The 12,125-nt window shown below is 70.9% G+C and carries 10 protein-coding genes; 8 read left to right on the top strand and 2 right to left on the bottom strand.

Going from position 1 to position 12,125, the window contains the following annotated elements; genetic code table 11:
* Positions 1-159 precede the first annotated feature (159 nt).
* From ACZ4YL_RS00060 to ACZ4YL_RS00070, 3 genes are all read left to right on the top strand, one after another.
* Positions 160-345 (top strand): hypothetical protein, encoded by a 186-nt coding sequence (locus ACZ4YL_RS00060; protein WP_468112956.1) that lies wholly within the window; start codon positions 160-162, stop codon positions 343-345.
* 799 nt (positions 346-1,144) lie between these two features.
* Positions 1,145-1,795, top strand: coding sequence for a DUF4142 domain-containing protein (locus ACZ4YL_RS00065; protein WP_468112957.1), 651 nt, complete (start codon positions 1,145-1,147; stop codon positions 1,793-1,795).
* A gap of 9 nt (positions 1,796-1,804) precedes the next feature.
* Positions 1,805-3,175 carry a DUF1996 domain-containing protein gene (locus tag ACZ4YL_RS00070; protein WP_468112958.1) on the top strand — a complete coding sequence of 457 codons (1,371 nt, stop codon included), beginning with the start codon at positions 1,805-1,807 and terminating at the stop codon, positions 3,173-3,175.
* 487 nt (positions 3,176-3,662) lie between these two features.
* Here the strand turns inward: ACZ4YL_RS00070 and ACZ4YL_RS00075 are convergent, their stop codons facing one another.
* Entirely contained in the window at positions 3,663-5,018 is a 1,356-nt protein-coding gene (locus tag ACZ4YL_RS00075; RefSeq protein WP_468112959.1) for a PucR family transcriptional regulator, read from the bottom strand.
* Between the two features lie 600 nt (positions 5,019-5,618).
* On the opposite strand from ACZ4YL_RS00075, the gene ACZ4YL_RS00080 reads away from it, so the two are divergent.
* From ACZ4YL_RS00080 to ACZ4YL_RS00100, 5 genes are all read left to right on the top strand, one after another.
* Complete coding sequence (locus ACZ4YL_RS00080; RefSeq protein ID WP_468112960.1) at positions 5,619-6,470, top strand: hypothetical protein; 852 nt, start codon at positions 5,619-5,621, stop codon at positions 6,468-6,470.
* The gene (locus ACZ4YL_RS00085) at positions 6,467-7,918 is read left to right on the top strand and encodes an NADH-ubiquinone oxidoreductase-F iron-sulfur binding region domain-containing protein (RefSeq protein WP_468112961.1); all 1,452 of its coding nucleotides are present in this window, start codon (positions 6,467-6,469) and stop codon (positions 7,916-7,918) included. Before ACZ4YL_RS00080 ends, ACZ4YL_RS00085 begins: the two co-directional genes overlap by 4 nt.
* A 127-nt stretch (positions 7,919-8,045) precedes the next feature.
* Positions 8,046-9,044, top strand: a complete 999-nt coding sequence (locus tag ACZ4YL_RS00090) for an SCO0930 family lipoprotein (protein WP_468112962.1) — start codon at positions 8,046-8,048, stop codon at positions 9,042-9,044.
* A gap of 102 nt (positions 9,045-9,146) precedes the next feature.
* Positions 9,147-9,731, top strand: coding sequence for a hypothetical protein (locus tag ACZ4YL_RS00095; protein WP_468112963.1), 585 nt, complete (start codon positions 9,147-9,149; stop codon positions 9,729-9,731).
* 194 nt (positions 9,732-9,925) lie between these two features.
* Entirely contained in the window at positions 9,926-11,500 is a 1,575-nt protein-coding gene (locus ACZ4YL_RS00100) for an alpha/beta hydrolase (RefSeq protein ID WP_468112964.1), read from the top strand.
* A 155-nt stretch (positions 11,501-11,655) separates the two neighbouring features.
* Here the strand turns inward: ACZ4YL_RS00100 and ACZ4YL_RS00105 are convergent, their stop codons facing one another.
* Positions 11,656-12,108: an SRPBCC family protein gene (locus ACZ4YL_RS00105; RefSeq protein ID WP_468112965.1), complete on the bottom strand. Its 453-nt coding sequence runs from the start codon at positions 12,106-12,108 to the stop codon at positions 11,656-11,658.
* Positions 12,109-12,125 lie beyond the last annotated feature (17 nt).

Genomic DNA, 12,125 nt, shown 5'->3' on the forward strand with positions numbered 1-12,125 from the left:
AAGAGGGGAGGGGGGGGGGGGGGGGGGTCGCGGGGGTGGGGGGGTTTTTCTAGCTGGGGGGGGGGGTGGGGGGGGGGGGGGGGGGGGTTTTTTTCCCCCCCCCCCCCCCCCCGCGCCGGACCGCGCCGAACCTCCGCGCGGATACTCCCCCTCGAATGAGTGGACCATCCCGACAGATCCTCCACCGCCCACCAGCGCGGCAGCGGCATCCTGGAGAACCGGACCGGCGCCGGGAACACGGTGCGGTGCAGCGGCCCGGGCGCGCGCGCCGTCCCGCCCAGCAGCCCGCCGCGGTCCACCGAGAAGGCGTGCCGCTCCAGTTCACCGCCCGGGTACTCGGACTGACCGGCTCCGCCATGCGCACGGGAAGACCGATTTCGCGGCGGTCCGGCCGGACAGCACCGGCCTCGCCCGGCTGATCTTCCTGGAGTTCGCGCCGGTCCACAGCAACGACTGGTACCGGCTGCCGTGCGATCGGTCGGTGCGGTTGCGGCGCGCCGCCATGCCGCATCCCGGCGGCGGCCGGGCGGTGGAGCCCCGGACGGAGCCGTTGCGGCCGGGCCTGGACCCGGTGGCACCGGACCGGCGGCAGGCCTACTACGTGAACGAGGAGGAGGCACCGCAGGCCGGCTCCCGGCTGACGGTGGCGTACAACCGCACCCGGGGCCGGGACGGCCAGGCGGTCGTCTGGCTCAGCGCGCGCCGCGGCGCGGGGCGCGGGGCGCGGAGCGGGGTGCGGGGTGCGGGGTGCGGGGTGCGGGGTGCGGGGAGGCCGCGAGCGGCCCGGCCTTCGACCATTTCGTGGGCACTTGCGACGCCTGATCCGGGTCCCGTGCCGGGCTGGCGGCACGCGGGCACGGCCGGACGGCACCCGGGCATGGCAGGGCACGGCGGCGCCACCCGGCCGAATCTCCGGGCGCGCCGCAAGATATCAGCCTTCCGCGGAGACGCCAGGATGTTTGTTAGATGGTGATGTCCTCCGGCCCCGGCGGCACGCCCGGCACTAGCGTCCCGTGACACCCCGGGAATGCGGGTGCGCTCCGCACTGCATGTGCGGCCTCTCCTGCCCCGCCACCCCTCCCGGCCCTTGGAGCGAGGAGGCACAGTGCCGTCATTGCGGCGGAGATCCATCAGCAGCTTGTCGTTGGCCACGCGATACACGATCGGAAGCGGCCTGGTCATCACCGCCCTTGCGCTCACCCTGATCGCCCTTCTGATACCCGTGGACAGTTTCGGCAGCCGGCCCGCGGCCGCCGTGGCGGGTCCGGCGGGTCCGGCGGGCGGCGACGACGACGGCGGCGGAACGTTGAGCACGGCCTACGGACCGCTGACCGCCGCGGACCGGGACTTCGTCCGCAAGGTCCGGCTCGCCGGGCTCTGGGAGCTGCCCGCGGGCCGCCAGGCCCAGCAGCGCGGGTCCCGGCCCGCGATCAAGACGGCCGGCCAGCACCTCATCGACGGCCACACCGAGCTGGACCGGCAGGTCATCCAGGTCGGCCAGGCCCTCGGTGTCGATCTGCCGAACCAACCGTCCGCACAGCAGCAGGACTGGCTGGGCCAGATGAACCGTGCACGCGGAGAGGAGTACGAACGACTGTTCGTCCAACTGCTGCGCCGAGCTCACGGAAAGGTGTTCGCCCTGCTGGCCGGGATCCGGTCAACGACCAAGAACTCGATGGTCCGGGCCCTCGCCACGTCCGCCAACGCCACGGTTCTGGACCACATCACGGTCCTCGAAGACACCGGACTCGTCGACTTCGACGCGCTTTCCGACAATGTCCAACCGACGAAGTGAAGTGATCGCATGAGTAAAAAGGGCCACAAACGCTCACGCCTGTCGAACAAGGTCCTGGGCGTGATATCCGCGCTCGTACTGGGCGGTGGCGGGGTCGCCATCGTCGCCGGGAACGCGTCCGCCGGCCAGGACAACCGGATGACGTCCACCATCGACTGCCCCGACGTGGGAGACAAGCTCACCGCGGTCCCCGAACAGGCCAAGCCCGAGGTCGACGCGAACCTCGCCAAGCTGGACGACCAGGTCGCCGACGCCTACAAGCAGCTCGCCGCAGGGAAGGCGAAGGGCGACGCCGCCCTCCTCGGTGACCTGAAGCAGAAGCGGGACCAGACCATCGCGGGCGTGGCCGACGCGATCGGCCGCGCCGGCGAAAAGCCCAAGGACATCCAGTCCTTGAGCGCGTGCACGATGAAGCAGGCGGCTGCCGCGGACGACGGCGCGGCGGCGGCCGCGAGCAAGGGCGAGCAGGGCGCGGCCGCCCAGGCGGCCGCGCAGAAGGGCGGTCCGGCGAAGAACGACTTCGCCAACATCACCAAGATCAAGCCGAACGTAAAGAATCCCGCCCAGGCCGGAAACGCCTCGAAGGGCTCCTTCACCTCGCAGTGCGGCCGCAACGAGAACGGTCACTTCAACCCCGACAACGTGATCGTCGCCCCCGGTGTCTCCAACGGCGCCCACCACATGCACGACTACGTGGGCAACCTGACCACCGACGCCTTCTCCACGAACGGCAGCCTCGCCGCGTCCGGCACCACCTGCGGCAACGGGGACCAGTCCGCCTACTACTGGCCCGTGCTGCGCGTGCGCGACGGCAAGGTGGAGAAGGACGCCAAGGCGCCCGGCGGCGGCCAGGACGGCAATGTCGGCACCATCCTCAAGCCGAAGCAGGTGTCGATCACCTTCAAGGGCAGTCCGGTGGGCAAGGTCACGGCGATGCCCCGCTTCATGCGCATCATCACCGGTGACGCCAAGGCCTTCACCAACGGCAACGGCAACGCCAACGCCTCCTGGAGCTGCACGGGATTCGAGAACCGGCAGCTGAAGGACAAGTACCCGGTCTGCCCGAAGGGCAGTGACGTGGTGCGCACCTTCAACTTCCAGAGCTGCTGGGACGGCAAGAACGTCGACAGCGCCAACCACCGCACGCACGTGGCGTTCGCGGACAAGAACGGCCGCTGCCCGAACGGCTTCAAGGCCATTCCGCAGCTGGTGATGCGCCTCACCTACGGGGTGGCGCCGGGTGCCCGGTTCGCCGTGGACAGCTTCCCCGAGCAGCTCCACAAGCCGGCGACCGACCACGACGACTTCATCAACGTGATGTCGAACGGCCTGATGAACAAGGCCGTTAACTGCATCAACAACGGGCAGAACTGCCGCTGACCCCCGCAGCGGGAGGCTCCCCCCTCCGCTCCCGGGCCGGACGCCCCTCACCCCCACCCCCGGCGTCCGGCCCGGGACAGGTGTTGGCCCGAAGCCGACTTCGGGCCAACACCGCACGTATGTGTACGCCGCCGCCGAGTCCCGGCGGCGTACGCATGTGCGGGCCGGCCCGCACCGGTCACGCACCCCACGGCACAAGCCCGGCCCCTCATGGTCGTGCACCGCACGACACCCCGCCGGCCCGCACCGGTCGCACATCGCACGACACCCGGCCGGCCCGCACCGGTCAAGGACCACAGGACACAAGGCCGGCCCGCACCGGTCACGCAGGCCACGACACCCGGCCGGCCCGCACGGCAGCACATGACACAAGCCCCGCCCGGCGGCGGGCGCACACCGCAGGACACACCAACCCCGACCGGTGGCGTACGCACGAAACAGCCCGGCCCGGCCCCGTGATACGGGGCCGGGCCGGGCTGTTCGCGGTTCAGAGGCCGTTGACGCGGGCCATCCGTCCGACGACCAGGGGGGTGAAGTCCGCCTGGATCACGCGGGCGGCCCGGCGGCCGACCCGGGAGTGCTGACGCCGGACCTGCGCCATCAGCCGGCGGCTGCGCAGGGCCATCTCCAGTTCGAATCGGGTACGGGGGTCCCGCAGGCCGGTCCCGAAGAGCTTCTCCAGCTGACGCATGCGGTAACGCACGGTCTGCGGGTGCACACTCAGCGCCTTGGCGGCCTCAGGAGCTCCGCCGCCCTCCAACCAGGCGAGCAGCGTCACCTCCAGCCGCTCGCTCTGACGGGGGGTCAGGTCGGCCAGCGGACGCAGCCACCGGGCGGCCAGCGCGTGGGCCAGGGGCTCGTCCTGAAGGAGCAACAGGGTCGAGAGGTGGTCGTCGACGAAGACGGGCCGGACCTCCAGGCCGGGACGGAGGGGTGTCAGTGCGGCCAGGCGCAGCGCCCAGCGCAGTGAGGAGGCCGTGTCGCGGAGCGGGACGGCATGACCCACGGCCGCGAACCGGCCGCGCAGCAGGTGTTCCAGCGGGGCGCGGGTGTCCGGGTCGGGGCTGGGGACGAGCAGGCACGGACGGCCCGCGAACATGCCGACGAGGCAGTGGTCCAGGACTGCGGCGAGTTGCTGGGTCTCGCCGGGTGTGGCGGGCACGATGGCCCGTACGGCGAGCGGGAGGGGCCAGCCGGCCGCCTCCGCGAGCTCGCTGAGGGACATCTCGGATGCGTCCCTGTCATCGGTGAGCGTCTTGAAGAGGTCATGCCGCGCCCGGTCCATCTCGCGGAAGCCTTCCTGCCGGGCCTCGTGCCGGCTTCCGTGCCGGGCCTCGCGCAGTCCTTCATTACGGACCTCGCGCAGACCTTCGTTCCGGACCTCGCGGAGACCTTCGCGGAGGCCTTCGCGAAGACCCTCGTTGCGGGCCTCGTCGCGAGCCTCGCGGAGACCTTCGTGCCGGCCCTCGTGTGTGACCTCGTACTCGGCCCTGGCCGCGATCCCGACCTCGATCCCGTGCTCGACCTTGCTGTCGAACTGGCTCTCGACCTCGATCTGGTTCTCGATCTCGTCCTCGCTCTCGGCCTGTTCATCGTGCTCGTCCGGTGCTTGTTCCCGGGGCTGTTCCTGGTAGCCGAGGACGGCGAGGAGTGCCTCTTCCACCCGCTGCCGGAACAACTCGTCATCGATGGCATCGTTGTCATCGATAAGTGCGGAAAATTCCGGAATTCCATGCAGAAGCTCCTCCACTATCTCGGCGGCCAGCGAGGGGAGTTCCCTGCGCAGGACGCGCGTCCACTCGCCACGCGGGCGGGACCAGATGCGGTTCAGAAGTTCACACATCGTTTTCCTCGTTCGTGCCGGGGTGAGGCTTGTCAGGGGGGAAGAGCGACAAGCCCGCCGAGGTTGCCCCTCACGTCAACATCCTTGTCTGACGCGAGAGTTGCGGCCCTCGTACTCCCTCCTGGAGAGGTCCGACCACTTACGGTCCCGTTGTTTTGCCGTTCTTTTACCGTCGGGAACGCGTAGGTGACGGTCGGCGCGGTGGCCTGTCGCAACCCCCGCTGGAGGGGAATCTTCCGGTGTTGTTCGATGCGCCGGAGACGCGGTGCGAGAAATTATCACGTTTCGATAAAACCTGTGGAGCTGCTGTGCAGCTCCACGATGCTGCTGCACTCCGGCCCCAAGTTCCCTCGGCCGGCGCGGAGTTTCAAAGCGCTGCCGGGTACGACGACAACGACCCCCGGGTACCGAGCGCCAGGTGGAGTGCTCGGATGCCTAGGCGCACAGGAGACCTGGATGCCCCTGCCCCAGCCTCAAATGCCCAGCTCACACAGGGCCCGCCGCAAGAGCCGCCATGCCTCGGCTGCGGCTGCGGCTGCCGGACGGAGGGCCGTCCGGCGGCCCTCCCTCCTTCCCAAGGACGGCAGGCTGAGCCCCGGCGTGCTCTGCGCCGTCGGCGCGGCCATCGTGCTCGTCACCGTGGCTGCCCGAGCGGGCGCCTTCACCCAACTATGGGCCTTCCTCGATTTCGGAGCGGGCGTGCTCTCGCTCGTCTCGCTCACCGCTACCGTCCTTTGGGGACTGGCCGCGACCGACCGGGTCATCCTCGGTTCGGGGCACCGGCTGCTCGCCCAGGGCGCGCACCGCGGCCTCGCCGTGTCAGGGCTCCTTTTCCTCGCCCTGCACATCTGGATCAAGGTCGCGGGACAGCGGACGACCGCGGCGTCCGCGGCCGTGCCGTTCACGGACGGCACCCGGCCCGTCCTGGTCGGGCTCGGCAGTCTGGCCGGATACCTCTTCATTGCGGTGGCCATCTCCGGCGCGGTGCGCAGCGTGTTCAACACCAGGAGCGGCTCGGCGTGGTGGCGGGTCCTGCACTTCGGCGCCTATCCGGCCTGGGGCGCCTCACTGGTGCACGGCCTGAAGTCGGGCCGCGCGGCCGCCCCCTGGGTCACGTCCGCGTACGCGCTGGCCCTGCTCGGCATCGTGGGTGTGCTCGTGTTCCGGGTCAGGAGCCGGATGCGCGAAGCGGCCGTCTTCGTGCCGCCCGTCCCCCAGCCCGTGGCGCAGGAGCCCGTCAAGGGCGGCGTGCCCCGACAGAGGCGCGGCTCGCGTCCTGCAGCGGCAGCCGTGACCGCGAACCAGGCCCAGCCCCCCCGGCCCGACCGACCGGCCCTGAGCGACCGACCGCCCCTGAGCAACGAACCTCCGCGCACCGCCGTCTACGCGCCGAGCCGCGCCGGCACAGCAGCTGACGCCGAGACGCTCATCAGCCGGGATCAGTGGCTGTGAGCGGTGAGACGCGCCCCAGCCTCGGCTGCGTGGGCGCTCCCCGGCTGCTGGCCGGGCTCGACCAGGCCGCGCGGCTCGACCGCGTGGCCCATCTGACGACACACGGCCAAATGCCCCGCTACCGGCCGGAGGAACTCGTCGACCTCGCCGAGAACATCGACCTCCGCGGGCGCGGCGGCGCGGGCTTCCCGTTCGCCAAGAAACTGCGCTCCGTGATGCGGTCGGCACGCGCCGGGGACGGACAGACCGCCGTCGTCGTCAACGGCAGTGAGGGCGAGCCGAGTTGCCTCAAGGACACCGCGCTGCTGCTGCACACCCCCCATCTGGTGCTCGACGGGGCCCTGCTGGCCGCCGCCGCGCTGAACTCCGAGGACGTCGTGGTGGGCGTCACCCGGAGGGACGTGGAGCAGTCACTGCGGGAGGCCGTCGCGGAACGCGGCCCGGCAGGGCGCCGGGTGCAGATCAAGCTGCTCCCCGAGCGCTTCGTGACCGGCGAGAGCACGGCGCACGTGAACGGTCTGAACGGCGGGCCGACGCTGCCCTCCGGCCAGAAGGTGCGCACCAGTGACCGGGGCCTGAACGGCGTGCCCACCCTGTTCTCCAACACCGAGACCTTCGCCCAGATGGCCGTCGCCGCCCGTCTCGGCGCGCTGGACTTCCGTGCGACCGGCCTGCCCAGCGAGCCGGGCACCATCATGCTGACGGTCGCGGGCAACACGGTCGTCGAGACGCCGAGCGGAGCCGCGCTCTCCTACATCCTGGAACTGTGCGGCACCGATCCGGGCCAGGGCGTCCTGGTCGGCGGGTATCACGGCAAATGGCTCACTCCGGCAAACGCACGTGCGGCCGAGATATCACGCGAGTCCCTCGACCGGCTCGGCGCGCGGCTGGGGGCGGGGGCGGTGCTGCCGCTGCCCATGGACACCTGCCCGGCCGGCGAAGTGGCACGCGTGACGCGTTGGTTGGCCAAGGAGTCGGCCGGCCAGTGCGGCCCCTGCGTACGCGGGCTGCCCGCCATCGCCGACGTACTGGACGAAGCCATCCGGGGTGGGGGCAGACCCGCCCTGGAGATGCTCGAGCTCCGGATGAAGGCGGTGCTGAAACGCGGCGCGTGCAGCCATCCGGACGGCACCTCGGCCTTCGTCGCCTCGGCGCTCAGGACCTTCCCGGACGAGTTCCGCGACCACGCGCTCGGCAGCGGTTGCGGCAGACGGGTGCTGGGCGCCCTTCCGCTGCTCGAGGACGACGAGAGTCCGGAGCGGCTCTTGGTCGACTGGACCCTCTGCAGGGGCCACGGGCTGTGCGTGGACGTCCTGCCCGATGTGGTCCGCCTGGACCTGGACGGCTTCCCCGCGGAGGCATCCATGGTCGTACCCCGCGCGCAGCGGCAGAAAGCGCTGCGCGCGGTGCGGCGCTGCCCGGCCCTCGCGCTGCGCATCCAGGACTGAACCAATGCCCCGGGTTCAATGTTGGCGCGATCTGACAAATTCCCGGGGATATCCGCTTCCACCGCTCCCGGCCCCGTATCAATTACCGGGGGCAAGGAAACGCGGAACCGAACCTGAAGGAGAGATCGTGAAGATTAAGCGTCGTGAGATATTCGCCGGGTCAGCGGTCGCGGTACTGATGATGACAACAGCCGCATGCGGAAGCTCCGACAATTACGGGGGAAAGGCGCCGGCAGTCCAGCCGGTGGGTGACAGCAAACAGGCCGGATCCGGCTACGGCGACCCGTACGGAAGCGGTTCGGGGGCCGCCCCGGCGGGCGCCGCCGGCAAGAGCGGCCCGGCCGGACAGCTGAAGGTGAGCGAGGTCCAGGGCCTGGGACCCGGGGTCACCGACAGCGAGGGCTTCACGCTCTACCGGTTCGACAAGGACACGCCGAAGCCGCCCAAGTCCAACTGCGAGGGGGACTGCGCCGCGGCCTGGCCCGCGGTGTCCGCGGACGACGCCTCGGTCAGCGCGGGAATCGACGCGGCGCTGCTCGGCTCCGTCGAACGGGCCGACGGAACCAAGCAGCTCACGCTCGCCGGATGGCCCGTGTACCGGTACTCCAAGGACGCCAAGGCGGGCGACGCGCTCGGCGAGGGGGTCGGCGGCACCTGGCACGTACTGGGCCCGGGCGGCAAGCCCGCCGCTGCGAGCAAGGGCGCGGGCGCCGGGGCGGAGAAGGACGAGAAGAAGGACGAGAAGGCCGACACGGCGGCGAAGGGCGGCGAACTCACCGCCGTGCAGAACCCCCAGCTCGGAACCCTCGTCGAGGACGGGGAGGGCAAGACGCTCTACCGGTTCGACAAGGACAGCGCCTGGCCGATGAAGATCGGCTGCGTGGACGCCTGCACGGACACCTGGAAGCCTGCCAAGCCCGTCGACAAGGAAAAGGTAAACGGAATCGCCCCCGAATTGATTGGAAAGGTGAAGCGGCCCGACGGTAGCGAGCAATTGACGATCGACTGCTGGCCGGTCTACACCTTCACCGGTGACAAGGAACCCGGGGACACCACCGGGCACAACAACAAGGGCCTCTGGTTCGCCATCACCGACAAGGGCAAGAAGGCAAAGGTCGTCGGCTAGCACCTGTCCGCGGCCCGCCGATCCGCCCCTGAAACGCGTGGTGCCCGGGTACCTCCCCGCCCGGGCGCCACGGACCCTCCCCGATCAGCCAGAGAGGTCACCATGCCGTCCACCGACCGCAGCACCCGCCGGATCCGGCGGATCCTCCCGTCACTTCCGGCCGTCGCGGCGGTGTGTGCCGCCGCGCTGCTGTGCGGGGGCTGCTCCTCGAAGGCGGCGGCGCAGCACACCTCGGCCGGGGCCTCGGCGCCCGAGGCACCCTCGGCACCCGCGGCGGCGCCCGGGACCTCCCTCGAGCAGATCGCCACGGCTATCGGCTGTACCGCCGAAGTGAACGTGGAGGCCGAGGAGTTGCGCCAGGGCGGGTGCCAGGCCGGACAGGTCGTCTACCGCATGGTCACCTTCACCGCCGAGCAGGGACTGCGCTCCTGGCTGACCGAGGCCCGGATGTACGGCGGCCTCTATCTGGTCGGCGACCGATGGGTCGTCACCACGCCGACGGAGGAAGCCCTGACCACGCTGCGAGGACGTCTCGGCGGCAACCTGGAGGCCGGCGACACGCACGGTGACGCACACGGCGGGACGCCGGGAGCAACACCCGGTGAGACACCCGGTGCGACGCCCGGCGAGACACACGGTGGCAGCCACGAGGGCGGGCACGACGGCGGCCAGGGCGGCGGCCACTGAGGCCGCTCCTGTAAACCGCGCACACGTCGGCCCCCGGCACGCACGACCGGGGGCCGACTGCGGCGTGTCGGCCACCTGTCCTGTTGTCGGCTCGTTCGTGAGGAGCACAGGGCACGGACCTTCGGGATGACTCGGCCGGGCGCCGGGTGCAACAAGGTTGAGGCATAAGCGACTTCACCGAAAGGAACGGGTCAGTGCGCCTGAAACGCCTCGCACCGCTGCTCGCCGCCGCCGGACTCATCGCGACCACCGTGCCCCTGCTGTCCGCGACCCAGGTCTCCGCCGCCCCGGCCGCGGACCACCTTCGGCAGAAACCCGCCTGGCACCGCTGCAGCCCCGAGCAGCCGGCCTCGTACGAGTGCGCGACGCTCAAGGTCCCGCTCGACTACCGGCGTCCCGACGGGCGCACGATCGACCTCGCCATATCCCGGGTCAAGAGCGAGAACCCGGCCAAGCGGCACGGTGCCATGCTGCTGAACCCCGGCGGCCCGGGCGGTCCCGGCCTCGACCTGCCGCTGCTGATGGGCCCGGCGATGCCGAAGGAGGTACGGGAGAGCTACGACCTCATCGGCTTCGACCCGCGCGGGGTGGGCGCCAGCAGCCCGATCACCTGCGGACTGACCGACACCGAGCAGAACTTCAACCGCGCCTACCGTCCGGAGACCTTCGGCTCCGACGTGAACTGGGCGCGCACCGTCGCCGACAAGTGCCGCGAGAAGGCCGGTTCGGTGCTTCCGTACATCACCACCCGCAACACGGCGCGGGACATGGACACGATCCGTGCGGTCCTCGGCGAGCGCAAGCTCTCCTACCTGGGCTACTCGTACGGGACCTACCTCGGCGCGGTCTACTCGCAGATGTACCCGGACCGCACCGACCGCTTCGTGCTCGACAGCGGCGTGGACCCGCAGCGGATCTGGCGCGGCATGATCCAGGTCTGGGCCACCGAGGCCGAGCCCGCCTTCGCGCGGTGGACGCAGTGGGCGGCGCAGCGGTCGGCGGATTACAAGCTGGGCGACACCCCGAAGGCCGTGTCCGAGACGTTCTGGGAACTGGTGGCGCGCGCCGACAAGGAGCCGTTCGAGTTCGAGGGCATGAAGGTCGACGGGGACATGATCCGCTCCGCGCGCGGGGTGTTCTTCTACCCGGCGCAGGCCACCCCGATGGTCGTGGCCCTGAAGGCCGCGGCCGAGGGCGGGCCGCTGCCCGCGGGCACGACCGCGACGGAGCTCAAGGGACTGCTGACGGGCGGCGCGGCGGCCGAGCCCGCCTCGGACAACAGCACCGCCGTGTTCTGGGCCGTGGCGTGCGGGGACACCGGCAGCTGGCCGCGCTACTCCGAGCAGTACGAGCGCGACGCGGTGAAGGACAAGGCCAAGTACCCCCTGTACGGGGACTTCGCGTCGAACATCAAGCCGTGCGTCTTCTGGGACCGGCCGGTCGAGGCGGCCACGCCGATGCACAAGAAGGCGAACGTGCTGACGGTGCAGAACGAGTGGGACTCCCAGACCCCGCTGGTGAGCGGCCAGGGCCTGCACAAGGCCCTCAAGGGCTCGCGGATGGTGCTGGCGGCCGGCGGTGAGGGCCACGGCGTGTACCTGTCCGACCCCACCTCCTGCGCCAACGCCCCAGTGAGCGCGTACCTGGCCACGGGCGAGCTGCCCGCGCAGGACGTGACCTGCCAGAACCCGCCGGCCGCTGCCGAGCGGCGCGAATCGGCGGCGCCCGCGAAGCCGCTGCCGTTCCCGTCCGCCCCCGGCCGGTTCTGACACCGCCCGGAACGGCCTGGTGTCACCGGAGGTCTACGGGCATCCGAGCCGGCAGGCCGTCAGCCCGGACAGGCTCTTCCGGGAGGAGAGGAGACAACTCGTCTCCTCCCGGAAGAGACGAGGCGACGCGTCAGGGGGTTGGGGCCGGCGAGCCCTCAGGGAGCGATGGACGCCTCGGCGGCCGCCTTGATGCGGCGGCCGAAGTCGGGGGCGTCCTTGCGGGCCGCACCGACCGCGAGGCCGACGAGCAGCTTGCCGAGGCCGTGGCCTTCCAGGGTGTTGAAGATGCGGACGCGGGTGCGGCCGCCGGGGAGGGATTCGAGGTCGTAGCCGCCCTCCGCCGTGACGAGGTTGCGGCTCTGCTCCGTCCAGCGGATCAGGTGCGGCGGTTCCAGGCCGACGATGCAGAACTCACGGCCGGTCTTCATCCCGGCGTCCTTGACCGTGCTCCGGAAGACCGTGCCGAGGGCCGTGGGGCCGTCCGGGGTCTTGGTGATCTCCTGGACTCGCGGGCTGAACTCGGGGTCGTGCCGCCCGTCCGCGAGGTAGGCGAACACCGCCTCCACCGGTCGGTCGATCTCGACACTCGCCTCGAACTGTCCGGACATGTGGGCTCCTCGGTGTG

Source organism: Streptomyces sp. NPDC030021 (genome assembly GCF_055574035.1).